General features: G+C 65.8%; 30 protein-coding genes and 1 pseudogene. 17 read left to right on the top strand and 14 right to left on the bottom strand.

The features are described 5' to 3' along the window. Positions 1-134: 134 nt before the first annotated feature. From AB0B91_RS15695 to AB0B91_RS15685, 3 genes are read right to left on the bottom strand one after another with little or no spacing between them, the layout of a single operon-like run. A complete protein-coding gene (locus AB0B91_RS15695) occupies positions 135-794 on the bottom strand; it encodes a hypothetical protein (RefSeq protein WP_358319005.1) in 660 nt (219 codons plus the stop codon). Beyond that, the gene (locus AB0B91_RS15690) at positions 791-1,057 is read right to left on the bottom strand and encodes a hypothetical protein (RefSeq protein ID WP_358319002.1); all 267 of its coding nucleotides are present in this window, start codon (positions 1,055-1,057) and stop codon (positions 791-793) included. Before AB0B91_RS15690 ends, AB0B91_RS15695 begins: the two co-directional genes overlap by 4 nt. Continuing rightward, complete coding sequence (locus AB0B91_RS15685; protein WP_358318999.1) at positions 1,054-1,287, bottom strand: hypothetical protein; 234 nt, start codon at positions 1,285-1,287, stop codon at positions 1,054-1,056. Before AB0B91_RS15685 ends, AB0B91_RS15690 begins: the two co-directional genes overlap by 4 nt. 150 nt (positions 1,288-1,437) lie before the next feature. Here AB0B91_RS15685 and AB0B91_RS15680 point away from each other — a divergent pair, with 150 nt between their 5' ends. The 12 genes from AB0B91_RS15680 (at position 1,438) to AB0B91_RS15625 (ending at position 6,983) form a co-directional block, all read left to right on the top strand. After that, positions 1,438-2,472, top strand: a complete 1,035-nt coding sequence (locus AB0B91_RS15680) for a tyrosine-type recombinase/integrase (RefSeq protein ID WP_358318996.1) — start codon at positions 1,438-1,440, stop codon at positions 2,470-2,472. After that, the gene (locus AB0B91_RS15675; RefSeq protein ID WP_358318993.1) at positions 2,469-3,218 is read left to right on the top strand and encodes an endonuclease domain-containing protein; all 750 of its coding nucleotides are present in this window, start codon (positions 2,469-2,471) and stop codon (positions 3,216-3,218) included. The genes AB0B91_RS15680 and AB0B91_RS15675 overlap by 4 nt, the downstream gene beginning before the upstream one ends. A gap of 357 nt (positions 3,219-3,575) precedes the next feature. Then, positions 3,576-4,013, top strand: a complete 438-nt coding sequence (locus AB0B91_RS15670) for a hypothetical protein (RefSeq protein WP_358318990.1) — start codon at positions 3,576-3,578, stop codon at positions 4,011-4,013. A 131-nt stretch (positions 4,014-4,144) separates the two neighbouring features. Further along, positions 4,145-4,333 (top strand): hypothetical protein, encoded by a 189-nt coding sequence (locus AB0B91_RS15665; RefSeq protein WP_358318987.1) that lies wholly within the window; start codon positions 4,145-4,147, stop codon positions 4,331-4,333. A gap of 136 nt (positions 4,334-4,469) precedes the next feature. Further along, positions 4,470-4,631, top strand: a complete 162-nt coding sequence (locus AB0B91_RS15660; protein WP_358318985.1) for a hypothetical protein — start codon at positions 4,470-4,472, stop codon at positions 4,629-4,631. After that, the gene (locus AB0B91_RS15655) at positions 4,624-5,007 is read left to right on the top strand and encodes a hypothetical protein (protein ID WP_358318982.1); all 384 of its coding nucleotides are present in this window, start codon (positions 4,624-4,626) and stop codon (positions 5,005-5,007) included. The genes AB0B91_RS15660 and AB0B91_RS15655 overlap by 8 nt, the downstream gene beginning before the upstream one ends. Then, a complete protein-coding gene (locus AB0B91_RS15650) occupies positions 5,000-5,452 on the top strand; it encodes a hypothetical protein (RefSeq protein ID WP_358318979.1) in 453 nt (150 codons plus the stop codon). The genes AB0B91_RS15655 and AB0B91_RS15650 overlap by 8 nt, the downstream gene beginning before the upstream one ends. Further along, complete coding sequence (locus AB0B91_RS15645) at positions 5,445-5,744, top strand: hypothetical protein (RefSeq protein WP_358318977.1); 300 nt, start codon at positions 5,445-5,447, stop codon at positions 5,742-5,744. Before AB0B91_RS15650 ends, AB0B91_RS15645 begins: the two co-directional genes overlap by 8 nt. Then, positions 5,737-6,081: a hypothetical protein gene (locus tag AB0B91_RS15640; protein WP_358318974.1), complete on the top strand. Its 345-nt coding sequence runs from the start codon at positions 5,737-5,739 to the stop codon at positions 6,079-6,081. Before AB0B91_RS15645 ends, AB0B91_RS15640 begins: the two co-directional genes overlap by 8 nt. Then, positions 6,074-6,454: a hypothetical protein gene (locus AB0B91_RS15635; RefSeq protein ID WP_358318971.1), complete on the top strand. Its 381-nt coding sequence runs from the start codon at positions 6,074-6,076 to the stop codon at positions 6,452-6,454. Before AB0B91_RS15640 ends, AB0B91_RS15635 begins: the two co-directional genes overlap by 8 nt. Further along, positions 6,451-6,747 carry a hypothetical protein gene (locus tag AB0B91_RS15630; RefSeq protein WP_358318968.1) on the top strand — a complete coding sequence of 99 codons (297 nt, stop codon included), beginning with the start codon at positions 6,451-6,453 and terminating at the stop codon, positions 6,745-6,747. The genes AB0B91_RS15635 and AB0B91_RS15630 overlap by 4 nt, the downstream gene beginning before the upstream one ends. After that, positions 6,744-6,983, top strand: a complete 240-nt coding sequence (locus AB0B91_RS15625) for a hypothetical protein (protein WP_358318966.1) — start codon at positions 6,744-6,746, stop codon at positions 6,981-6,983. The genes AB0B91_RS15630 and AB0B91_RS15625 overlap by 4 nt, the downstream gene beginning before the upstream one ends. 97 nt (positions 6,984-7,080) lie before the next feature. On the opposite strand, the gene AB0B91_RS15620 is transcribed toward AB0B91_RS15625, so the two are convergent. From AB0B91_RS15620 to AB0B91_RS15595, 6 genes are all read right to left on the bottom strand, one after another. Further along, the gene (locus AB0B91_RS15620; protein ID WP_358318964.1) at positions 7,081-7,545 is read right to left on the bottom strand and encodes a hypothetical protein; all 465 of its coding nucleotides are present in this window, start codon (positions 7,543-7,545) and stop codon (positions 7,081-7,083) included. A gap of 119 nt (positions 7,546-7,664) precedes the next feature. Beyond that, a complete protein-coding gene (locus AB0B91_RS15615; protein WP_358318962.1) occupies positions 7,665-7,889 on the bottom strand; it encodes a helix-turn-helix domain-containing protein in 225 nt (74 codons plus the stop codon). A 217-nt stretch (positions 7,890-8,106) separates the two neighbouring features. Then, positions 8,107-8,667, bottom strand: coding sequence for a hypothetical protein (locus AB0B91_RS15610; RefSeq protein ID WP_358318960.1), 561 nt, complete (start codon positions 8,665-8,667; stop codon positions 8,107-8,109). 155 nt (positions 8,668-8,822) lie between these two features. Further along, on the bottom strand, positions 8,823-9,047 hold the full coding sequence (locus tag AB0B91_RS15605; RefSeq protein WP_358318959.1) for a hypothetical protein: 225 nt from the start codon (positions 9,045-9,047) through the stop codon (positions 8,823-8,825). A gap of 848 nt (positions 9,048-9,895) precedes the next feature. Continuing rightward, on the bottom strand, positions 9,896-11,092 hold the full coding sequence (locus tag AB0B91_RS15600) for an IS4 family transposase (protein ID WP_358318957.1): 1,197 nt from the start codon (positions 11,090-11,092) through the stop codon (positions 9,896-9,898). Positions 11,093-11,124: 32 nt separating this feature from the next. Next, a complete protein-coding gene (locus AB0B91_RS15595; RefSeq protein WP_358318955.1) occupies positions 11,125-11,361 on the bottom strand; it encodes a hypothetical protein in 237 nt (78 codons plus the stop codon). Between the two features lie 236 nt (positions 11,362-11,597). Here AB0B91_RS15595 and AB0B91_RS15590 point away from each other — a divergent pair, with 236 nt between their 5' ends. After that, complete coding sequence (locus tag AB0B91_RS15590) at positions 11,598-11,861, top strand: hypothetical protein (protein ID WP_358318954.1); 264 nt, start codon at positions 11,598-11,600, stop codon at positions 11,859-11,861. A gap of 179 nt (positions 11,862-12,040) precedes the next feature. On the opposite strand, the gene AB0B91_RS15585 is transcribed toward AB0B91_RS15590, so the two are convergent. Beyond that, positions 12,041-12,403, bottom strand: a complete 363-nt coding sequence (locus AB0B91_RS15585; RefSeq protein ID WP_358318952.1) for a peptidase inhibitor family I36 protein — start codon at positions 12,401-12,403, stop codon at positions 12,041-12,043. 96 nt (positions 12,404-12,499) lie between these two features. Next, positions 12,500-13,561: a helix-turn-helix domain-containing protein gene (locus tag AB0B91_RS15580; RefSeq protein WP_358318950.1), complete on the bottom strand. Its 1,062-nt coding sequence runs from the start codon at positions 13,559-13,561 to the stop codon at positions 12,500-12,502. Positions 13,562-13,632: 71 nt separating this feature from the next. Here AB0B91_RS15580 and AB0B91_RS15575 point away from each other — a divergent pair. From AB0B91_RS15575 to AB0B91_RS15560, 4 genes and pseudogenes are all read left to right on the top strand, one after another. Next, positions 13,633-13,827, top strand: a pseudogene (locus AB0B91_RS15575) (DUF6221 family protein); the annotation flags it as partial. 105 nt (positions 13,828-13,932) lie between these two features. Then, positions 13,933-14,163, top strand: coding sequence for a hypothetical protein (locus AB0B91_RS15570; RefSeq protein WP_358318948.1), 231 nt, complete (start codon positions 13,933-13,935; stop codon positions 14,161-14,163). 161 nt (positions 14,164-14,324) lie between these two features. Beyond that, positions 14,325-14,588 (top strand): hypothetical protein, encoded by a 264-nt coding sequence (locus AB0B91_RS15565; RefSeq protein ID WP_358318946.1) that lies wholly within the window; start codon positions 14,325-14,327, stop codon positions 14,586-14,588. A 158-nt stretch (positions 14,589-14,746) separates the two neighbouring features. Next, on the top strand, positions 14,747-15,148 hold the full coding sequence (locus tag AB0B91_RS15560; protein WP_358318944.1) for a hypothetical protein: 402 nt from the start codon (positions 14,747-14,749) through the stop codon (positions 15,146-15,148). A 539-nt stretch (positions 15,149-15,687) separates the two neighbouring features. Here the strand turns inward: AB0B91_RS15560 and AB0B91_RS15555 are convergent. The 3 genes from AB0B91_RS15555 to AB0B91_RS15545 form a co-directional block, all read right to left on the bottom strand. Then, positions 15,688-15,969, bottom strand: a complete 282-nt coding sequence (locus AB0B91_RS15555) for a transposase (protein WP_358319220.1) — start codon at positions 15,967-15,969, stop codon at positions 15,688-15,690. 71 nt (positions 15,970-16,040) lie between these two features. Then, a complete protein-coding gene (locus AB0B91_RS15550; RefSeq protein WP_358318942.1) occupies positions 16,041-16,547 on the bottom strand; it encodes a hypothetical protein in 507 nt (168 codons plus the stop codon). Positions 16,548-16,593: 46 nt separating this feature from the next. Further along, on the bottom strand, positions 16,594-23,718 hold the full coding sequence (locus AB0B91_RS15545; RefSeq protein ID WP_358318940.1) for a LamG-like jellyroll fold domain-containing protein: 7,125 nt from the start codon (positions 23,716-23,718) through the stop codon (positions 16,594-16,596). Positions 23,719-24,125 lie beyond the last annotated feature (407 nt).

Raw genomic sequence — 24,125 nt, 5'->3', positions numbered from 1 at the left:
TACAGGGTTAGGTCGCGAGCATCCACCATAATGAGTATTCCGCGCGTGCTGGCAGGTGCGCATTCTGCCAGCACGCGAAGATCATTCTTCTTGGTCGGGATCGCGGTCGGGCGCGGTCTTGTAGACGACGAGGCTCATCCGGCCTCCGACAGGATTCGGATCCGCACACGGTAGTTGCCCGGCGCCGACGGGTCACAGTCGGCGTCCTCGACTCGGTAGCCCGCGCGCTTGAGCGCATTCCGGCACTCGATCGCGAGCAAGGCCGAGTTGACATGCAGGAGCACGGCCCCCGCGGTGTCGGGATCGCGCTCACACGAGAGGATCGCCTCGGGGGCGTCATGCCCCAGGCGCTCACGGATGGCCGCCGTGGCGTGCTTCCGAACCTGGTGTGCCTGCACGAGTCCTTCGAGCGCGACGCGGAGCGGTGCCACTGCGTCGTACCCCAACCTGATCGAGTTCCAGCCCCAGCCGTCCTTAACCCGTTCGACCGGCCGAGCTGGCCCGGACAGCACAGCTTGCACACCGTCCACGGACGCGGGGTAGTCGCCGTAAAGTCGGGCCACCTCACCGTTGTAGGGCCGGCCTCTCGCCTCCCACGCAACATAGCTCCGAAAGGGTGGGTTGGACAGTTGGTCCAACGCGGCCAGCAGGCACAGCCCATCCTCGATGGGGATACTCCAGGTAGTGGCGGTGTTGGTGAGCCGGTCCTTGGGGGCGCTGAGATAGAACGACTCGCGGTGTGGTTGGACGGTGTACGGCCCCATCGAGGCCCTGAGCTCTTCGGCTCGGCTCATTCGGTCACCTGCCGGAAAACCACCGTCGCCTTGTAGGCGTCGGCCAGCGGGTCGATGTTGCTGTCGTCCTTCACCACGTCGGCGCTCACGACGTAGACGCCGGTCTCCTCCATCGCCTGGCCGTAGAAGTCGTGGGCCGCGAGGAGAGCCTTCGATCGGATGTCCTGAGGCGAGTCGCCCGTGATGGTGGCGTGGAAGTCCAGCGGGAACTCCCTCGGGTTGTCTAGGAACGCGTGCACGTTGTGGGGGTAGCGCTCGCTCATGCCTGGCCCACCCCTGCGACCTTGCCCCACGCCATGTAATCGTCGTCGCTGTAGTCGGCCTCGATCGACAGCGGGGCGAGAAGTGCGGTGGCGGCCGCGTGCGCGAGCGTCGCGTGTGCCTGCGCGGCCAGGATCAGCTTGAGCCGATCTTCGTGGTTGGCCACGCGGTTGGGATCCTCGGCGTCCGCGAGGAGTTCTTCTGCCTTCCGGTAGTGCTCCGGTCCGGTCATGATCATCTCTTTCGCGAGGAGACTGATTCACTCGCGATAGTAGACGCCATACAAGATCGATATTGCTACATAAGAATGTCTCTTATCATGTAGCAGTCGCTGGTAGCCTGCGCGAGCAGTGGATCTCCTCGCGAAAGAAGATCGAATGTGATGGAAGGCACCACCGCCGCACTCGCCCCAACCGGCGACGCGCTACCGCTCCGGGGCCGCCCGCCCACCCGTCACGATCACGACCTCGTGGCGCTGCTGGGCGAGACCGGCATGAGCCCGCTCGCCGCTGCCTCCACGGCGGCCTGGCTTGACGGCGAGAAGCGCGCCTCCCCACGCACTCGCGCCAGCTACGTGATCGACCTCGGCTGGTGGCTCGCCTATCTCCGCGCCCGCGGCCTCGACCCGGCCGACGTGCACCCGGTCGAAGCCGACCGCTACGCCGCGGCGCTCCGAGCGGCCGGGCTCGCCGACGCCACTCGCGCCCGGCGTCTCGCGTCGGTCTCCTCCTGGTACCGCTACCTCGTGCGCGCCGGCGTCGCCGCCCGCAACCCGCTGCTCGACATGGACCGGCCCACCGTCGAGGAGGTCTCCAAAACGCACGGCCTGTCCAAGGACGAACTGGACCGGATGCTCGCCCACGCCCACCAGCACGAGACCACCCGCACGTACGCGCTGCTATGCCTGCTCGTCGTCACCGCCTGCCGCGTCGGCGGCATCGTCCACGCCCAGATGGACGCGCTCGGCTACGACAAGGGACACCGGATCATCGACCTGCCGGTCAAGGGCAAGGGCGGCACTCGTACCAAGCGATTCATCGTCCCCCCGTTCGCAACTGCCGCACTCGACGCCTACCTCGCCGAGCGAGCCACCGAACCCGGTCCGCTGTTCCGCACCAAGACCAGCAAGCCGATCGATCAGCCGTACATCTACCGCCTCGTCCGCCGCCTCGCGAAAGCAGCAAGCGTGCCGCAGTGCGACAAGCTCTCCCCGCACTCAATCCGGCACTCCATCGCCACCTACCTGCTCGAGAAGTACCCGCTGCACGTCGTGCAGGACCTCCTCGGCCACGCCGACCCGCGCACCACCCGCCGCTACGACAGAGCGCGCGGCCAACTCGACCGCTCCCCCGCCTACGCGCTCGGTGCCGAGTTCGCCCAGGGCGAGGCTCGCCACCTCCGACAGGAGACCTCATGATCTCGATCTCCTACCTGCGCTGGCGGAACAGCCTGCCCGACCTGCGGGGCATGCCCGCCGAGGACGCCTGGTTCGCCTTCCGCAATGCCCATCACGGGCGCTGCGCCATCTGCCAGGAAGATCGTGGCCAGCTCGTCATCGACCATGACCACACCACCGGCCTGGTGCGTGGCTTGTTATGCAAGGGCTGCAACCGGCTCGCGCCGTCAAGCATCGCTCACAGACGTCTGTCGGCCTTCACATCGTCGCCGAGCGTGGTCTTGTACTGCCAGTGGCCACCCGCTGACGTGGTCGGGATCCGGGAACGCTATGTCTCCCCATTCCGCCCCGACCCCGCTGAGTCGGTGTACGAGGTGCTGTGGCACGCCGGGCCGGACGGGATCGAGCACGACCGGGTTCACCGCATGGAGCTTATGCAGCGCGCCATCAACTCACACACCGTGCTGCGCGACCCGCGCGACGAAGGCAAACTCGCTCGCCACGCACACCAGGCCGCTGGACAGCTACAACTTTTGCTGGAGCGCCTGGACCGAATGGAGTACGTGCTGGGCGGCGATGCTCGCGAGCACATGGAGACGTGTCTCAGCGATCTGCGCGATCTCGCCCGAGGGGCAGCAATCTGCAGCGATGACCCCGCCATCATGGATGAGATCATCGGACCCGAGCCTGAGACCGTACGCCGTTACACCCTGCCCACCGACGCCGACCGCCAGGCCGCCATCGACTCACTCACGGTGGACGAATGAAGGGCGGTCGTCAGCGCCCGAACACCGCCCACAGCAAGAAGGCGATCAGCGCTACCGTGAGGATGCCGCTCCAGGTGATCGCTGTACGGGCCCGTCTCTTGTGTCCTTGAACCGGAACTCTCTTGCCGCTCCGCGTGGTCCGGAAGTGGGGTCGTACGTCGCGCTTTGCCATGGAGTCCCTCGCTCTCCTCGGAGAGCGTCAACATAAAGCGAGCCTGCGGCGCCGCCTATGGACGCCGTAGGCACACAATCCGTGCTCGGGGCCCCGCAGACCTATCCGGCCAGCCTCTTCACTTGCCAGGTCGCAGGTTGGTGACAAGCTGTGCCCTCGCGATCGTCTCGCGATCGAATAGCTCCATGGACGATGTGGATAGTGCAGTCCTTTTGGCCCTGCTTGGCGTTGCGCTCTTGGCCCTGATGGCATTCGCTCTCTTATACCTCTGGGTCCGAGATCGACGACGAATCGAGCGGGCTGACGAAGATCCCGGTAAGGCGCTCAAGGGCCGCATCGACCGGGTCAACCGAGCCTTCGCTGAAGCGGCGTCCCTCATGAACGACCTCCGGCGTGATCTCGAAGCGCAGCAGATAGCCCGTGAAGCACTCGTCGCCCAGGCCGAGGAGCAGCAGCGACTGCTGGAGGTGAATGAGGAGCAGGCCGAGAAGATCCGGCACATTCTCGTGGGGGAGACGAAGGCGACCATCCGCATGGAGCGGCGGCAGCAGTGGATGTTCTTCGCTCTGGGCCTCGCGGCGTCCATCCCGATCGGCGTGCTGATCAATCTGCTCGTACCCTGAGCGGGCTGTCGTACCTGAGCTGCACAAGATCCGCCCGGCGGCGTGGGAATCGACGATTTCGCGCGGATGCCCGACAGGCGTTAGGTGCCGGTCGTACGGTGTGTCCGATTCCTCGCGAAAGGACCACCATCATGATCCACAACATCGCCACGTTCAAGGTGACCGGCCACCCGTACACCGTGGCGTACGACACCCGCCAGCCGAGCAACTACACAATCTTCCACGAGGACAACGCGATCGGCACGTTCACGCACCTGCCGTACACCCCAGCCCTGGAGCAGGAGGTAGAGGACCTGGCTCGGAAGCAGATCGTCGGCTGACTAATGCCCACGTCACTGGAGGAGCCCGCCACGCAACGCGGCGGGCTTCTGCATGTACGGAGGCTGATGCCGCGTTCTGGCGATTTCGAGCTGATGCCCGACAAAGGGTGTGTGCCGGTCGTACGGTGGCGTCCGATTGTTCTCCTCGCGAAAGGACACCACCATGCGCTGCCTGTGCGCCTACGACTGCGCCGCCGACCCGGCTACGGCTTGCGGCCTGTCCGGCACCTACCACCTGCACTCCGAGCACGGCTCCTGCCCGACCCATCCGAACGCGGTGGTGGTCTGGGATGCCTGAGACCGCCACCGCACCGTTCGCTAGCACCGCGCTCTACGTCGCGCTGGACGGCTCGTACTTCGATGTGATCGACGCTCTCCCGGACGCTCCGCCCGGCTCGGTCATCGTCAATGTGTCCGGCCTGTTGTTCGGTCTGGAGCCGGACGACCTCGACCTTCTCCTCGGCATGCTCGGCCCGGACGCCGAACATGGCCAGGTGACGATCCTGCTCAAGGATCCGGACGGCGCGGTGTGGCTGACCGCCAACTCGAGTCCGAATGGTCTGGAACTGTCGCTGGGCTTCCCGGCCTGCGGGAGAAACGCCACGGTGATCCTTCCGCACGACCAGTCCGCCGCGGTCCGGGCGGCGATCGAGGAGGCGACCCGCGGTGAGTGACGCAGGGAGGCCCATCTACATAGGCGACGACGGCTGGATGGCCGTGCTCACCCCACCCGCCGGATCCCCCGAGGGCGCGATCCTGCTCAGCGTGTCAGGAGGGGTCATCTACCTCGCAGGTGAGTGCATCGCCAAGATCGTGGACCTGTTCGCCGCGCCCATCCCGGGCGTCGGCATCACTGCCTCGTGCGGGGACCGCGAAGGTTGCCCGGTGCTGGATCTGCTCGGCCAGGAGGACAGTGTCCGTGTGAGCATGCTCCGCTCGGGCGTCGTCACGCACCAGGTGAACATCCCCCACGACCAGGCGTTCATGGTCGCGTGCGAGATCGGCGTCAAGGTAGGTGGGGCGCTCTGCCAATGCGGCAAGCTGTATGCCCAGCACACGCCCGACGAGATTAGCGCCTGCGCGGGCTACGACCTCGGGGAGATGGTCGTCAGTGAGTGAGACGATCAAATCGACCGTCACGGACGCCGTCATCCGAGCTATCACGGACCAGCCCGACGACCAGTTGCGCGACTACACCCGGGCATACGCCCGGTGGGCGCTCGAATCGGAAGGGGAGATGCGGGACGTCCAGCTCGGCCGTCTCAAGTTCACCGTGATCGCCACCTCACATCCGATCCAGACCGACGACCCGATCGGACAGTTGTGGGTGTCGTTCACACGGCACGACGTGGAGATGGCGGACTGGCTGACGATCGCACAAACGCTCGCGAAAGAGGCCGGCGATGCCTGACTTTCCCAGCCAGGACGACTATAACGAGCCCGGCTCGATCGAGATGGACGTGCACGAGCTGGTCATGCGGTTCGCCTCGGGCGGCCGGTTCCGGCTGGTCGCCATGCTCTACAGGCTGCCGTCTGAGCCGCCGAAGGTGGACGGGCAGTGGCCGCGCATCCTTTTCGCCGAGTACGCCAACGACGACCACGAGGTGCCGATCCTGTTCGGAACCGAGGCACTGCCGGGTGAGGCGTACGAGGCTTTCCCGGACGATCAGGTCGTCGTCATCCCGATACCGCCTGCTCAGGCGGCGCGGGAGCTGGAACTGGCGGCGAGGGGCCGGATCGATGGCTAGCTTCGCGCACCTCGCGCACGTCCTGGAGCGGGCGGCCGACATCATGCTCGGCGACCATGACCTCGACCCGGGCGAGGCACTGCGCCGTGCACTCTGGGGCGAGCGACCGGTGAACAGCACGGACCCGGAGATGGCCGTGTGGCTCGTCACGGCGCGGGTCGTCGAGCTCCAGTACGGCGAGACCGTTGGCAACTACCTTGCCAACACGCCCATCGCCTACATCCCCCACTGGCAGGCCCGGAGCGCGGCCCGGCACATGGCCTGCCTGTTCCAGCAGTTCGGCTCAGGCCGTGTCGAGGACCATGACCTCGACAAGGTGGCGCGGCTGATGTGGGAGCACGCGCGCGACGTCGAGTCGGCGAGGTGCCCATGACCAGCAGGTGGGACACGGCGAGCACACCCGAGTACGAGCGGTGGGTTGACGAGCAGATCGGCCCCCGCCAGGTCGGCGGACGCTACGACCACGGATACGAAGACAGCACCTACGACGTGCTCGCCATCGAGCGCGGCCCCCGCGACACCTGGCCCATCTGGCGAATCCAGGTCCGGGACCAGGCCGGGGAGCGCTGGCACTGCACGGCGTGGGATCCCCGGTGGGACAGGGTGGTGTCCACCGCCGTCAAGATCCCTGAGTGGTGGCCAGTGAGTGAGGGCGGACGACCATGAGCACCGTTACGGAGGAGATAATCACACGCGCGGCAGCCCAGGCCAGCGTCGAGCTGGGCGACTCGGCCGGCCGGGTCGCCGACCTGGTTCAGGGCAGTCTGCCTGAGGTCGAGGACGAGGGTTACACCCGAGACGACATCGCCTACGAGCTGGATGCCGCGCTGACCGAGGTGGGCGTCACCTTCAGCACCGACCAGATGTGGGAGATGGCCGCCGTGGTGTGCAACTTGATCTGACCTCGCACGCAAGAGAGCCCGCCGACTGTGTCAGCGGGCTCCGTTATGTTCGGAATTGTCCGCCCCGGGATGCGGCACGCGTCACTTTGCCCGACCGTCAGCCGTAGTTCTGCATCCAGGCCATCACAGTGTGGGACTTGGGGCTGAGCCAGAGGTTTACGCGGTAGACGGTGCCGATCCTCGCAGAGGAGACGCGGTAGTACTTCTTCGTGCCATCGCAGGGGAAGGTACGGGGCTTACTCGCCCTGTAGTAGACGCCTAAGCGCCTCCGGTCGAACCGCACCGTCGCCCGCGTGCCGTCGCCGCCACTCCAGCACTGGATAACGGCTTGCAGGACGCGGGCCTTGTTGTTTCGACCCGGGCCTATCAGCGTCTTGCCCTTGGTCTGCCCGGACCAGAGGGTGAACCACCGGTCAGCGGCGGCTGGCGCCTTGATGTTCACACCGACTGAGGTTCCCGCAGACGCGAGCGCGAGTTCGGGGGTGGACGCTTGGGCCGCCGGGGCGAGAAGACCTGCGGTGATCGCACCGGTGGCGATGGTGTAAATGAGCTTTCTCATCATGCTGCCTTTCCCTTTGTGGTCAAGCGCTGTCGAGCGCTCAACCGGAAGGTAGGCCAGGGCATGTTGAGTTGATGTTGAGGACTTGTTGAGGGGCGCCGAAGCGGGAGACGCGGCGGCCGTCAGTTCGATGCCTCGGTCTTGACTCGGCGGGTGCGGTAGTCGCCGCCGCGGTGGCGCAGCTCGACGCCCGCCTCCTCCAGCAGCGCGTGGACGAACCCGTACGACCGGCCGATCGACAGCGCGAGCACGCGGATGGACTCGCCCGACCGGTAGCGGCCGGCGAGCGCCTGGGAGAGTTGGTGGCGTTCGGCGCCGACGATGCGGACGCGGGGCTTGATCTGCACGAGGGTGGCCTTTCTACGCGGCAGGGGCGGCGGTGGGACGCTCGGACCGAGCAAGGAGCGTGTGCCGGATGAGCGACATTGAGGTGCGGCGTACGACGACCGTGCCGTGGGACACCGTCACCGACACCAAGTGCCGTCACGCCTGAACGGCAGACCCAACCCATCTCCGGACCTACCGATGCGGAATTCAAGGCACAAAAGCCGCGATCGACTAGCTTCAGCCTCTCGTCAAGATCCCATGGCGGTCGCGGCTCCACGTTTGGCCAGAAGCGTCATCGAAGGTCACTTCCACCTGCCAGTCATCCACATGGGGCAGGTGGAAGACCTGAAGGTGTTGCGCATCCAAGGGGACGTGACACTCCCCGGGCGGGATGATCGAAACGTCTGGACCACGGGCATCGGGGTGAACCCCGACCCCGAAGGGATCATCCTCGGCAGGCGGGTTGAGGATGCGGTCGATCTCTTCGAACTCACCGTCTGCGTAGCTACACGTGTGGCGAACATGAACGTTGTAGATCGGAAGATCAGAAGCGTTTCTGATCAGCGCGCCTGGCACGAACTCCTCACCACCGTCAGGGCTGTCAGCGAACCAGGCAGCAACTTTCACCGCTTGGGCTCGCCGGGCTTCCTCGCGCGCTTTCTCATCACGCCCGGACTCGATCTTAAAGAGTCGGTAGGCGACCCAGCCAGCGACGAGAGCGAGCACCGCGGCACACCATGTGGGGATGTCGCCCCAGTCGGGCTGGTATGAGCCTAGGTGAAGGTAGGCGAGGGGCATGCGACCATCCTGCCCGTCCGCCAAGCCCCGCAAGCCGCGGGTGAGGAAGGTCTGGCGTAAGGAGAGAGCAGGGCGCTAACACAGAACCAGCACGTCTACCGAGGTGAGGGGTGTCACCCCCTCGGCCCGCATCCGGATCAACCCCGAAGAGTAGTTCACGCTGCGGCGCGACGGGTCACGCGGAGTTGGTCGCGTTCCTGCGGCGTGGCGGGTACGGGGCGGCCGGCCCAGATGCACCACTCAATCGTGGCCAGGTCGTCGTAGTCGTACACGGTCTCCCGCCCGGCGCGGCCGAGGACACGCGCCCGGTAGCGGCTCGCCCATTTGCGGATGGTGCACGGCTCCCGCTCCAGCCGACGGGCGGCCTCGCGGGCGGTCACGGGAGCATGCGGGGTCACGTTCACCCCGCTTTCGGCGCTTCGTCCCGGAATGATCGAGCCGCTGAGATCGCCGCAGACGCGCAAACGCGCAACGGCGCATAGGAGCCCGGGTGGGGGCGGCACACGCACCGTCAGAAACGCGTCCAGTCCCGCGCTCTGCTTCGGCCCAGCTCAGAAAGGGGGTCCGGTGGGCATAGGGGTGCCGCCCGCACGAAGTGTGACACAGAAGATCGCGTGGGCGCAACCGTTGGCGGCACCGCCAACGCTCGAGGCCAGCGGGCCCCGGCCGCACCGAAGCAGAACCGGGGCCCCACGACAACGAAACGGTCTACTCAACATCGCATTGGATAACGGAGTTGCTCGACGCCTGCCGGCACGTAGCCTTCTGGCTATCCGTCAAGCGGGTGTAGTGGAACCAGTCAACGGAATTCCACGGGCCCCACCCGATGAGCTTTTTGAACCGCACCTCGTACTGCGATCCGGGATAACTCAGGGCCGGCCTGAATCCGTCCAGGTCCAGCCAACTACCCGAGGTGGTACCAGCCCCGATGTTGTATCGCTGGCACGTGGTGAAGGTGTAGGGCTCCTGCCGGTAAGGCCCGCCGTCCAATGCCGTTTAGATAAATAATGATCATGGTCTCGGCTAGGCGGCCGATGGCGTGGGCAAGAGTGCGACGGTCGGCGGGCCTGTGTACTTGATGCCCTTGTCGGAGGGACGTCGTTCGCGGTAGCTGCTCCTGCGAGAGCGTTTGACTGCTCGTGGGTAGGAGCGGTGGCGGCGACGCGGGTTCAGGTTCCGTCGGTGCGCGACTTGGTGGAGGACGCGGGTCCAGGAGGCTTCAGGTGGCTCAGGGGGAAAAGGCCGCGCGGTCGGTGACCGAGCGGCGCACGATGCGGACGGTGCCCAGGAACTTGATCCGGTCAGGGTCGATCCCGGCCGCGGTGGCGGCGGTGCAGATCAGCGTGCATAACGCCCAGTGCGTGAGCAGGTAGGCCCAGATCTCCTGATAGACCAGCTCGGGGATGCGTGAGCGAAGAATACGGCCCTGCCCGCGCAGGTGAGTCTTCATCTGAGCGATGCCGGTCTCGGCCTCCCAGCGATCATGGTAGCAACGAGCCAACTCCTCGGCGGTGACCTCGGCCGGGTCGAGAATGCTGGTGATCAGCCGGATGTGCTCACCCTTGCGGTCGGGCACCGTGTAGTCGACCACCCGCACGATCACCGCGTCGTCGGGATCGAGATGGTGGCCCTGGCGGGCCGCCTCGCGCAGCCGATCCTTCTGCGATCGGCGCAGGCCGGCGGGTTTGGTGATGACGGCGAGCCAGGACCCGTCTTCCAGGTCACGCAGCCAGTACGGGCGCAGCCCGGCCTGGACACGCCAGAGCAGGTGAGCACCGCTGTGACGAGCCTGGTTCCAGGCGGGGAAGCTGTAGAAGCCGCGGTCGGCGGTGAGCAGCATCTCCTCGGTCACCTGCTCATAGAGAGAGAAGGCAAGGGTCTGCTCGCCGGCCCAGCAACCCGCCACGTCGGCGGCCACGATGGCGTGGCTGGCGCACTCGCTGATGGCGACCACCCGGGCCTGCGGAAAGGCGGTCTCATACCCGCCCGCGCTATCGCGGCCGAACTCGGCGACATTGGCCTCGGTGTCGGGCAGGTCCACGACGAACCCGTCGATCGCCATCACCCGCCGGCCCTTCAGCCATGCTCCCGGCGTCGCTTTGGTCGCAGCGGGCCGGGCGATCTGCTGGAACACCTCTTTGACCGCCTCGGATCCCAAGCGCTGGCGGGCTTGGGTGATCGCCCCACGGGTCGGCGCCTCCCAGCGCGTCCCCGGCACCAGAGAGAGCATGCCCGTCAGCTTCTCGGCGACCTCCTCGTAGTCGTCGTCGGGGTAGAGGCACAGCGCGATCAGCAGGTAGACGACCACATGCGCGGGGAGCTTGCGAACACGCCGCTCCCGGCATCCGTGTGTGGCGATGGCCGCGTCCAGGACCTGGCGAGGGATCAGCGATGTCAGCGCGCCGACCGCTACCAGATCCGTCAACCGACCCGAACCGCCTGCGTAACCCGACATGATCACCAGGCGAAGGTACCAGCAAGATCGCTATCTAAACGGCATTGGGGCCCGCCGTCCCTGCCGTTCCAGACAGTGCAGTCCTCATGATCGATACTTGTGTTGAATCGTACGGCGGTGATGTCGTAAAAGGTCTGGTTGCTGACCCGCCCTAAGAAGCCGGTCATTCCCGTGCCCCGCGACGTTGCCTGCCCCGCGTGCGTGCCCACTACCAAGCCGGACACGGCGACGATGAACACTACGAAGATGCGAACGACTCTTTTGACCATGCGCGGCCCCCCGTTCGATTGGGATGATGACCGGAGTCTCGTCGGGGCAGGCATGCTCCGTCCATAACATTCGATTGTGGTCGAAAGTCCAAGGCCACGGCCCCAGGCTGCGGCTGGGGCGCTTCTGTTTCAGGGAACGTAGGCGGAACCGCCAACGAGCCCGGCATGATGACGAGGACAGGTAACTCCTCGCGAAAGGCACAACCATGACCGAGTACGCCAACGACCATGGGCACAACGACCACCCCGTGGACACCACCGTCACCGCCGACCCGAGGCCGCCGCCGCGCTGCCCGACATCATCCGCACGCAAGACGATCACGGACATGCACGACAACGACGACACCCTCGCCGCGGCCGACATCAGCACGGCGCTGGCCGAGCAGAGGATCGAGGTGACGGCCGAGGCGGTGCAGGCGGTCCTCCAGGGCGACGCCTCGATCGCTGAGGCCGTCGAGGCGGTCGAGTAGCCAGGTAGACCCGAACCCCCAGGGGAGAAAGGCCCGTCGCGTACCAGCGCGGCGGGCCTTTCTTTATGCCTGGGAGTCAGCTGTCGGATGTGCTCGGCGACCTTCGCCTGCAACGCCTCCACCGCTTCCTCTCACCGGCTCGCGCTCGAATGCAGAACGTCATGCTTCCCCGTTGCATGCTACGAATCGATGCAGATGCGGTCGGTCGTGTTGTTCCGGCCCAGGTACAAGTTCAGCTTGTCGCCGGGCGCGACGGTGATGAGGTGTTCCCAGGAGCCGACCCAGTTGTACAGGTGGACGAAGGCAGTGCCGTGGCCGCGGTTGTAGACGGAGCTGATGTTGTCTTGAAACCCGGACGGCAGGGGATGGTGGCAGCCGCCACTTGGAGCTACCCACCTGGAGCCGTCTCCGCCGTGTTCGGTGTAGTAGCACGAGTATCCCGGGTCGCATGCCCAGGATGCCGCCTGCGCTGGCGTACTGGCGAGGAACGGGGTGGCGGCGATGACGAACACGACGACGATGCGAGCGATCCTCTTGACCATGAACTTCCCCCTTTCGTTCGACGGTGATGATGAGCACAGCATCATTCGGAAGCCCGAGGGCAGCCATGAGATTCGATCCCAGTCAAAAGTCCCTGGTCACCGGTGCATATGCTCGGCGACCTTCGCCTGGAACGTCTCCCACCCCCGCCATGTCCCGGGCGAGCGGTCACCCTCTTCTTCGGCAGTTGGCCCGAGCAGGAGATCCGTGCCCAGAGGGCTGAGGGTGTGCAGCATGGTGTTAGCGCTGCGGCTACTGATGATCAGGCCCGCGTCGCGCAAGATCGCGGTGTGATGGCTGATCGTAGCCGGTGACACCCCGACCCGCTCGGCCAGGTCGCTCGTGGTGCCACCCGCTGCCACGGCGCGCAGGACCGCGGCACGGGTGTCGCCGAGCAACCGATCCAGGGCGGCGCCGCGGCGGACTGTGGCGGAGCCAGGAGAATGCTCAACGGGGTAGACGACGACCTGCGGGAGTTCGGGGTTGAAGATGGTCGCGGGATGCAGGCGGGCGAAGTAGGAGGGGATCAGCAGCAGTCCGCGTCCGTGCAGGTGGACGTCTCGGCTGGAGGGGTGGGCGGGGATGTTCAGGGTGGGGAAGTGCCATCGCATCATGGGGCGGAAGCTGTCGAGCAACCCATCGACGCCGCCCGCGCGAAGTGCCTGGCGCCGCAGCGCGATGTCGGAGTCTACGCAGGTGCGGATCGTCGGCCAGTACGGGGCGACCGAGACGCGATGGTAGGCGCGCATGGTGTCGCCGAGTTCGGCCAGCGCTCGGTATCTGGATGCGCGCAGGTCGTCCAGCCAGGCGCCATGGCCGGGGCCGCCGCTGAGTAGGCCGATCTCGTCGCATAATCGGCGCCGCGATGTACTCAGGATCGCCTCCAGCGCCTCCTCCAGGCCGAGCGCACCCTCGGGCGGGGTAAGCAGGTCGGGATAGTAGGCGGCGTGGGGCGCAACGGGAAACAGGCGAGCACGAACCAGGGATGCCAGGTTGGTCTGGTGCAGATCGTGGCGAACGCGTCGGCGCCACCCTCCGAGGTCCCTCTTGCCGTACGTAGCCTGTAGTGCTTGAAGGCTGTTGGCCACCTCCCACATGACGTCCGCCCCGTTCGCCACATAGGTACGCGCTAGATCAGCGCGGGTGAAATGAATACGCACCCGACCTCCAAGACCTTGGGCCCGGTCCCCTTCTCCCATGTTGCGCCTATGAGCCCGTTCGTTCCAAGAAGAACATCGTCCGCCAGCATCCGGCCCGTGTGCTCCGCCGAGTCGAGGCCGAACGCCGCAGGCTGAACCATGCCGAAGCGGTGTGGAAGCACTCGCCGAATCCGGTCGAGGCGCGAGCCTGGCACGACGGCGCACGGTACGTAGCCCAATGGGACGATCATGAGGACTACCAGGAGGGATGGCGGCCCTGCGCGTGAGTCCACCGCGAGTCGCGAGTCCGTTTGGCGGAACGTGTGCGGAACCGCCAACGAGGGCGTCATCCTGTGTGGGACACAGAACCTCCTCGCGAAAGGCAGGCCACCATGCCCGAGTCCAACGACCACACGCCGGACCCGGTTGTCCATTCCGACGCTGAGGCGGCGGCCGAGCTGTCCGACGACGTCCGCCAGTTCATCACCGACATGGCCGCCGCCGACCCTACCCTCACCGCCGAGCAGATCAGCGAGGTGCTGGACGCCCAGACCAAGGAGGCGGTGACGCCCGGGGCCGTGCAGTCGGTGCTCCTGGCCGCCGCCGTCGAGGTCGTCGAGTAGACCCGAACCCCCTGGAGAAGAGAGGCCCGCCGCGTGACAAGCGCGGCGGGCCTCTCTTCATGCTCGGGTCACCGTTGACGTGCTCAACCTTCGAGGACCGCCGCCGGACCCACACCACCGACAACCACTGGATACTCGACAACATTGGGAGAATGACAGCCATGCCCACCACCGACCCACTGGAGCGGCGCCTCTACGTCAACGAACACGCCCGGCTCCGCCGCCACCTGGCCGAAGCACTCACCGACGTCCGCAATGCCCTGAACGAGCTAGAAAGTACCGCCGACGGCTCCGGCCACCAAGACGTCCTCGCCAACGCGGCCGAGCGACTCACCACCACGACCGGCCGGGCCGCCGTCGCAGCTGGCGGCCTCACCGCTCTGCATGCTGTCGCCGAGCTCGTGGACGACCCCGAGGGCGAGTAGCGCCGGCTGCTCGGATCACGCAAGAAGGCCCTATGCCTCCGGCAAGAGGTGACAAGGAATCGGCCTCATCAGAACCAACACCATCAGATGGTGAACACACCAGCAGGCGGACTTCCCCTACGATCACTCGCGCAGCCACAGCGACCACAGGGGAATGAATGCTGAAGGTGGTACACGAGGACTTGCTGAGGGCAGCAAGAGAGGCCGGAGCTGAAACTGCAACAGCTCCTTGTTACCTGCCGACCGACATCGCATCGGTGGCCGTGATGCTTGGCCTGATAGACCGCGAGACCTTCTACATCATGAACGCCTGTCACAGGGCCTTCGAGCAGGCCAGGGCCGAAGTGGAGGGACGGCGCTCATGGAGGTTGAAGAGGTCCATGATGAAGCGGAAGATGACCACCCTCGGTCGTCAGGACTATCTGGACGGCCGGGCTGGAGTCCGGCAGGAGCGGGAGCTGGCGGAGCACTTCGGTCTGATGGACAGTTGCACGCTCGATGAGCTGGCGGACTATCACTACGCCTATCTGCAGGGCTTCAACGGCGCACGCAAGAGCTAACACCCGGTCAGATCGAAAACACCTGACGCTCACAGCCGGGCGTGGCGCCGGTACATGTCGGCCAGGTGCAGCACTCCCGGCTCCAGGACGGAGACGTCACGGTTGGCCCGCTCCCGCTCGTCCAGGTCACCGGCCGCCGACTGCCCGCCGGTCTCGCAAATCCGGGCCGCCGCCTCGTCCTGGATGCGGACCGTCTCCTCGAGCTCGTCCCGCGTCTCACCGCGACCTCGCCCAGTACGCTGGCCGGGTCGTGCAGGGCGACGTGCTCGGCGTGCGCGTCCATGTCCCGCATGACGCGGATGCGCTCCCAGCAGTCCAACGGCTGCTCCGCATGGGCATCGATCACGCGGTCGTTCTCGGGCCGGCCACCTGCCAGACGCGCTCACCTTCCGGCCACGTGAGCGCGGCGCGTTCCTCCTTATCCAGACAACCGCGCACGAACTCCATATCCGAGATCACCCCGCCTCCACCGCCCTATCCGTCTCCTCGACGGCCGGCTCAGGCATACCGGCTCTTCGAAGTTATGCGGGATTGAGATGTCAGCGGCCTTTTCGGAAGGCGGCGCAGCGGGTGCGTAGTCGTTGGTTTGCGGAGTTGCGGAAGCGGCAGGCGTCGCGGGCGACGGTTTTGATGACGCGGTTGGTGCCCTCGGAGCCGGCGTTGGTGATGCCGGTCTGGAGGAAGGCCAGGATTTCGGGCCACCAGGTCTCGATCGTGGTGGCCTGGCGTTCGAGTTCAGGCAGGCCGGAGGCGGCGCAGCGGTCGTAGAAGCGAAACAGCCGCTCGGCGATCACGCTCCTGTTCGGGTGGGTGCGGGCCAGGGCGGGCAGGTCCAGCGGGTCTTCCTTGGCGTTCCATGCCGCCAGGATCGGCTTACCCAGCCGTGCAGGCCTTATTCTTTATAAGGAGACAAAGCGACAATAACATATGTATCGGACTTAGCCGAGTCACCGTGGAGGACTTTGTCGATCTTTGGTTCAAGCGTCGCACCGTATTCCTCAAAATCCCTGAATCTTCCGATCTTTAATATCACATCTTTCCATTTTGCTGATTTCATCAGCGCCGAATCGGTGTCTCCCCCGGAGGCCGTCGTCCAACCACGCTGTCGCAGGCGATTAAGCGCCACGTCATGCGCTTCTTGGAAGCGTCCCGCCCCTACATCCATTATTAGGATAGCCGTAACCTCGACAGTCCCCTCATATATGGGATCTGCAATAGTCTGCGTCACGACATTACCGATACCGCGCACCTCATCAACAGTGGCTGTATCCACTTCGACTCTTCGAGTGAACCATTGCGTGCCGCACCCAGCTAGAACTAGCGGCACACACAAGGCAGCAATAATTAGCTTGGTCGCCGGGAGGATGCGTCTCAGACCATCGGCGCGACCACGGAACATCGCAGCGCCACCTCTCTCGTTGTTGTGGGCGCTTGCAGCGCATAACTTAACAAGCCTTGGAAGCACAAACCCAATACTGCGACGCGGCTTGCATTGCCCACCCATTAGACATCATAGCATTAAAGCGATTTATCGCCTCTTTTTTGTTGGCCGGATCGTCGGTTACCAGAGTCCCGCCTCCCATCCAATCGGAAAATCTCTTCGAGCCCCATAGTCCAGTACTTACACTCATCGTGACGCCGGCACATCCACAGTACGCTACGGCCGCTTCCGCCCACGATATACCACGGGTTTGGTATCCTCCTTCGTCGCTGGTCGTTTTTACTTTAATGTTATCTTTCAAGTACATCAGATACATTGCGGCGATATCAATTGCGTATTTGGGTTTTATGAGCAGCGCCACAATCTGCACGTTTCCCTTTATGTCTTCACTGAACCACATGCCCTTGTATCTCTGCAGCACCATCCTTGCCTTATATACTTCGAGTTGCGCTATGCCATAAGAGCCAGTTGCTCCACGTTTGGCATAAAGCGCAGGCGCTTCAAGACCTCCGGTCTCCTCACTAAACTTCGCTTCCGGATCCATCATCTCGTAGATGAGAACAGCTGTCAGGGTGTTCTTGTCCACATGCCAGCGCCTTGCCGACGTTTCTATTAAATCTTTATATTTAAGCAGCCGCTCGAAGGAGCTATAGTATGAGGGCGGCCCATTCTTACCCCCAGCGTTCGACCTTCCTCCAGTGCCGAGCAACTCCTCTTGCGTGATTGAAGGATCGAGGAAGTTTGCCCATGAGGCGATCTTCGTGAAGTCCGCGCGCTCTTCGGCGCTCATGTTCCAGAAGCCGCCAGGAGCCGGCATTCCGTTCGGCATCACACCGGCGCGCTTCGCTTCTTCATCACTGAAAAGGGGATTGCCTCGCAGGACGTAGTTTTCGAAGTACCATTCGGCGGCTCCTGGTTCAGAGAGGTCCAGACTCGCTCCGCCTGCGCCGATACAGGCGATACAGCCGCCGATCATGTCGCCGGAGCTTCCTGCGCCTCCGCCCGACACGATGCCGTGCTGGGCGTAGTAGTCGACGGCTGTTTGGTAGTCGATGCCTGGCGTGTAGGGCGAGTTCCAGGTGCCGCCGACCGCGTCACCGGAGACGACGATGCTTTGGTGGCCGGTGGGGTCGGTGCCGGTCAGGGGTGAGGCGTTGGCGTAGGTGTAGCGGTTAGCTTGGACGGATGGGCTGGGGTTGAGGGTGGCAGTGTCGCGGCTGGTGAAGTTGCCGGTGCCGGGTTGGTACCAGCGGGCGTGCATGTTGACCTTGCCAGTGTCCGGGTCGGTGTATGCGCCCTGGTAGCCGAGCTGGTTCTTGGTGCCGGTTTGGGCGATGACCGTGCCGAAGGGGTCGTAGGCGGTGGAGGTTTGCAGGGTGGTGGTGTAGGTGGCGACCAGGTCGCCGTGCAGGTCGCTGAACGCCGCGGTTGCCGCGCTGGTGCCTTCCTTGAGGCCGAGCAGGGCGCCGCCGGAGTCGCGGCCGTACGTGGCCTGGATGGCGCCGCCGCTGTCGGTGATGGCGGCCAGGTCGTTGCCGAGCCCGGAGTAGGCGAAGGTCTGCTTAGCGGTGCCGCGGATGCGGGAGGTGAGGCGGTCGAGGCCGTCGTAGCTGTAGAGGCTGTCGCCGTCGGCGATGAGCCGGTCGAAGGCGTCGAAGGTGTAGTTGGTGGTGGCGCCGGCCTTGGTCTGGCTGGCCAGGGTGCCGCGTGGGGTGTAGGTGTAGTCGGTGCCGTCGCCGGTAGTCAGGCGGTTGCGTTCGTCGTAGGTGAACGTCGCGGCGCCGGCCTTGGTGCGGTTGCCCGCCTTGTCCCATTCGTAGGCGGTGACAGCGCCGCCGGGTGCGGTCCAGGACGTTAAGCGTCCGGCGTGGTCGTAGCCGTAGGTGTTGGTGCCCGCCCCGGCGGTGCCCGCAGTGATCTTGCTGGTGAGGTTGTCGTCCTTGTCCCACCCGTAGGTGATCTTCGCGAGTTGGGTGCCGGTGCTGGTGCCCTTGCGCAAGGTCTGGGTTTCTGGCCGGTTCAGCTTGTCGTAGGTGAAGACCTGGGTGTCGACCGTGGTGGTGCCGGTGGTGGCGGTCAGCGAGGCCAGGTTGTACTTGTCATAGCCGTAGGTGATCTTCCGGCCGGTGACCGGGTCGGTGGCGGTGGCCGGGCGGTTGCTCTTGTCCCAGGTGAAGGTGGCCGTCCCAGCCGCGTCGACACGTTGGAGGGGATTGCCGAGCTCGTCGTAGCTGTAGCCGGTCTGCTGAGTGGCGCCACGCTTGATGGACAAGGGCAGGCTGCGGTCGTTGTAGTCGACGCTCAGGTCGCCGGCAGTGGTGCGGCGGCCGGCCAGGTCGTAGCCGAAGGTGCGCTCGGCAGTGGCGGCGCCGCCGCCCGCTCCGGTCTCGTTGGTGAGGCGGCCGAGGTGGTCGAAGGTGCGGTCGGTGCGCATGCCGCCGGGCTGGATGGTGGCTTTCTGGTTGCCGGCCGCGTCGTATATCTGGGTCCAGGTACGGTCGGCCAGGTCCGGGTGCGCGGTGGTGGCCGGTTCGGTCACCGTCTCGGCCAGGCCGAGGCTGTTGTAGCTGGTCCAGGTGGCGTTGCCGCGTCCGTCGGTGAGCCGGGTGCGGGCGCCAGTGGCGTCGTAGCCGAAGCTGGTGGTGATCTGATCGCCGGCCGAGACCGGTTCGATGAGCGAGGTAGCGCGGTTCAGCGCGTCGAAGGTCTGCTTGGTGATGCGGCCTTCGGGGGAGGTGGTGCTGGTCGGGTTGCCCGCGAGGTCGTAGCCGTAGCCGTAGGTGCGCTGCACGACTCCGGCGTTCAGGTCTTTGACGGTGGTCTTGCGGCCGGCCAGGTCGTACTCGGCGGTGCTGACGTTGAGGTTCGGATCGGTGACCGTGGTCGGGCGGCCGGCCAGGTCGTAGTCCGTGGTGGTGGTGTTGGTCAGCGGATCGGTGACCGTGGTGGTTTCACCGGCCGCGTTGACCGTGAAGCTGGTGACCTTGTTGCCCGAGCCCGGAGCGGTCTGCTTGACCAGCCGGCCCGCGTCGTCGTACTCCATCGTGGTGACGTAGCTGGCGGTGGCGGGCTTGCGCTCGATCTGCGTGGCGGTGATCTGCCGGCCCAGGTCGTCATAGGTGGCCTGGCTGCGCGCGCCGGTCGGATCGATGCCGGCCAGCTTTTCCCCGGCCATGTCGTACTCTCTCACCCAGGTCCCCGCGCTCTGGCCATCGGGGGCGGGGTCGGTGACGCGGACCTGGCGGCCGAGCTGGTCATAGTCGTAGGAGGTGACGTAGCCGCGCGGGTCGGTGGTGGTCTTGCGCTGCCCCGCCGCATCGTAGGCGTGCCGGATGGTCGAGGTGATCGCGCTGCCGCCCGGTGGGGTGTACGCCGGCGCGCTGGCGCTGGTCACCCGGCCCACCTTGTCGAAAGTGGAGACGAGGGTGCGTCCCTCGGCGTCGCGTTGGTGCGTCTGGTTGCCCACCACGTCATAGCCGACCATGGTAGACGGGCGCGCCTGGACAGCGGTGCCGTTTTTGTCCACCTGCACCTGCGGGGCGGTGGTCTCCACCAGCCGGTCCAGCGCGTCGTAGCGCAACGTGGTGGTGTAGTCGGCGGCGTTGGCCCCGTCGGCGTTGCCACGCGGGTCGGTGGTGGAGGTGACCAGGCCCCGATCGTCGTAGCCGGTGGTGGAGATGATGTCCTGGGTGCCGTTCTCCACGGTCTGCTTGGTGGGCTGGTTGAGCTTGTTGTAGGCGTAGCTGGTCGTCTCGCTACGGCTGTCACCGGCGGCCGTCCGGGTCGACTTGGTGATGTTGCCGTTGGCGTCGTAGCCGAAATCGGTGGCGCGGCCCAGCTTGTCCGGGTCCAGCACCTGGGTGGTGAGCCTGCTGGCCGCGTCGTACTCGAAAATCGTGACAATGAGGTCGCCGCCGGTCACCTGCGTGACCATATTGCCGGCCGGGTCGTATTCTTCGGCCTTGACCACCACATCGCGAGGCGTGGCAGTGGGGCTGTTCAGCCTGGCGCCGACCGCGATCTGCTCTTGGAGCCGGTTGTCCATCCAGTACTTGTTGGTGGTCTTGCGGCCCATCACGTCCACACTGGTCTGCAGGCGCCCGCCCGGGTCGTAGCCGCGGGTCTCCAGCAGCACGTCCTTGGCCGTCTGCGGGTTGACCGGGCTGTCGGTCCAGCCCTTCAACGTGCTGGAGATCAGCTCACCACGCTCGCTATAGCCCGACTCGATCACCGTGCCGCGCGCATCAGTGGTACGGATGGTCTGGCCGAGCTGGTTCCAGTCCTGCCGGAGAACGCCACCCTCGGGGTTGGTGATGGAGTCCTGGCGGCCGTGCGTGTCGTAGGTGTAGGTGGTGACGCGGTCCGGATCGCCTCCGGTCAGGTCGGCGATCGTCTGCGTCAGCGTGTTGCCGTCCGGGTCGTAGGTGGTGCTGGTCTGCGCGGTGTGCGTGACGCCGCTGAGCTCATTCTTCACTGCGGGGGCGGTGCTGGTGAGCAGGCGGCCGCGATTGTCGTAGGTGAAGGTCGCCTTGGCGCCGTTCGGGACCGCCTGGGAGATGCGGGTGCTGGCAATCGCGCGGCCCAGCGGGTCGTAGTCCAGCTTGGTGACCAGGCCTTGAGGATCCGTCTGCTCGGCGAGGTCACCTGCCGCGGTGTAGCGGTAGCTCCACTGGCTGCCGCGCGCGTCGGTCTTGGTCTTCACCAGACCGGCCGGGGTGGTGCCGCCGCCGATCGCGGGCTCGCTGCCGTCGGTGTAGGCGGTGCTGATCGAGCGGCCCTGCGGGAAGTCCGCGGTGGCCGGGGTGGTCTGCTTGGTCTGCTCTCCGAAGGTGTTGTACTCGGACTTTGTGGCGTAGGTGTTGTCGGTGTCGCCGCCCGAGCGGCCATCCCGGTAGGCCGTCACCTGGTCGTTGCGCGGATCGAACGAGTCGTTCGGGTTGAGGTAGTAGGACCAGAACTCGATCGCACACTCACCCGGCGCCCGGCAGTACTGCCGGCCCAGGGTGTTACCGCGCTTGTCCTGGTAGATCTCGTTGGCGATGTCGTTGCGGTCGATCACCTTGTTGAGGAAACCCGCCTGGTCGTACTCGTGCCAGGTGGTGTAGTTGCGCTGGTCGGTCTCACCCCGGATCCGGTAACCGCGCCAGGCATCGTAGAGGTAGACGAGCGGCTTGTTGTTCGGGTCGGTGACCGTCACCTGCGCCTCGCCGGACTGCTGTTCGGTGGCGATAGCGCCGATCTTCCAGGTGCCGCCGTTGTTGTCGACGTGGGTGGCGATCCGGTCGCTCTTGTCATCATAGGTGTTGCTCGCCCAAATGCGGCCGGACGGCAGCGTGACCTTGGAGAGCTTGAACGGCGCACCGGTGCGGGCGGCGTAGTGGCCCGCCACCTCGGCCGCGGTGAGCGGCTGGCCATACAGGGCGACCTCATCCAACTGGCCCTGGAACGGGAACGCCTGCACCGTGGCGGGTACGGCCGGGGATTTGGCCGGGTCGGTGAAGCCGTTGCCGATGGTGGCGAACGTCCGCCAGCCGGTCGCCGTCCCGGTCATGGTGCCGACCTGCTGGCCGTCCAGGTACAGCGTCTGGTCCTGCCCGGCCACCGTCAGCGCCACGTGATGCCACTGACCCTCGTTCACCACTGCGGTGGAGGTGATCGGGGTCATCACCGCATCCAGGGAGCCGCGCAGCTTGCCATCGGTGCCTACGTACAGCATCGCCCCGCGGGCCAGGCTGCTGGTTTCGGTGGTGCCCGCGGCCATGATCACGCCGGACTGGGTGGTCTTGAACCACGCCTCCACCGACAACTGATCGCCCAGGTGCGGGATCGTGCTGGAGGGGAGCTTCACCACCGAGCCCGCCTGGAACGTGGCCGAGGTGTCGGTGGTGCCAGTCAGCGCGCCCTGCTGGGCCAAGGTGATGCCCTGGTAGGTCAGGTCCCCGGCGCCGGTGCCCAGGTCCTCCCCGCTCGTGCCCGACGCCTCGCCGAGCCGCCAGTAGCCGAACGGGTCGGAGTTGAGCACGCTGCTGCGATACAGCGACCCGCCACCGTACTCATACGAGGTGCAGTTCGGCGCCGCCACCGGCGCGCACACCTGCGTCAACCTACCGCCGTCATAACCATACGACCAGGTCAACGCCTTCCCGTCCACCGGATCGCTGGAGATCGACGCCACCTGGTTCCCCTGCCAGGCGAACGTCACCGACCGGCCCCCGACACCGGCCACCTTCGCCAGCTTCCCTGCCGTGTCGTACGTCAGCTCCTGGGCGCGGCCGCGCCCATCAGTGATCGACGTCAACCGGCCCGCGGCGTCGAAGCGGTAATTAGCGGCCACCTTGTCCATCAACCGCCACGTGCCTCCGCTCTGCTCGGCCAGCGTCGCGTACATGCCAGGCGGCGGCTGAAACGTGCCATCCCCATTCGCCCGGAACCGCACCTGCCGCCCGTCCGGGTAGGTCACCAGCGCCGACGTCGACCCGCCGCGCACCTCCTTGACGACCTTCATGTCCCAGCGCGTCGACCAGCCCGCACCGAACATCCCGTCCGTCCGCGGATCCATGCTGTTGTAGGTACGCGTCACCGACAACGGCGGCCCCGCCGTCGCCACCGTCAGATCTGTGGACGTGGTGGTGTAGTTGCCCGTCTGCTGATCGAACTCGTGCCCGTCGACACCGCGATTGGCCAGCCACGAGGTCACCGCCGGCTGCCGCACCCCCGTCACGAACGTCAACACCGGCGACACAGTGGTCGACGAATCCAGAGAATCCTTGACGGTGACCGTCCACCAGTACTGTTTACCCCACGCCAGCTTGCTCGCCGGAACCTTCCAGCTGTTGGCGTTGCCCGCCACGTACCCCGATGTCGTACACCCGGTGCCGGACATCGTCTCGACATCGCACACCTTGAACGAATATGACAACGCCGAGCCGCCGTTGTTGCTCTGCCCCCACGCCCGCAACGTCGGTGTCAGCGAATCGACCAGATATCCCTGCTTGGGATAGACATCCACCAACCCCGGCACGGCCAGCACGGAACGTTCCGCTGCCTCAGCCCTGGCCACCCCCGCCGGCAAGCTGTCCTGCTTGGCCTCGGCTGTCGCCGAATCCAGCGTCCGGTCTTCGCGTGGCACCGCCCCCTTGGGCGCCTGGACGTCAGATCGCCACCCATCCGCAGGAGCCAGCGCCGCAGGCACCTTCGTGGCGGGCAGCAGCGACGGCAATCCTGCGGCCGACCCAGCCATCTGCTCTGGCGCCCTCGATAAGGTGCTGCGGTCGCCCATGGCGCCGACCACGGACACGGCCGCAACTGGCGGCGCCTGCAAGACGAGCATGCCAGGCGCCAAACCCGCGAGCGCAAAAATCGTTCCAACCGAACGCCGCCATGACGAGACCAGACGCATGCGTCACCACACTCCGAACCACACGAAGGACGCCGGCAAGGCGCCAACCTTCGCTCTCCGCCGCGGCGAGACCCACGTTCCCCCCGCGCGGCTCGGAGCCGATCATCATCCGATGATCAACGTAAGGAATTCCGACC

Origin of the sequence: Nonomuraea sp. NPDC049141 (assembly GCF_040648415.1) — a bacterium.
In the GTDB taxonomy this organism is placed as follows: Bacteria; Actinomycetota; Actinomycetes; order Streptosporangiales; family Streptosporangiaceae; genus Nonomuraea.
This window is presented reverse-complemented; position numbering and strand designations above follow the sequence as displayed.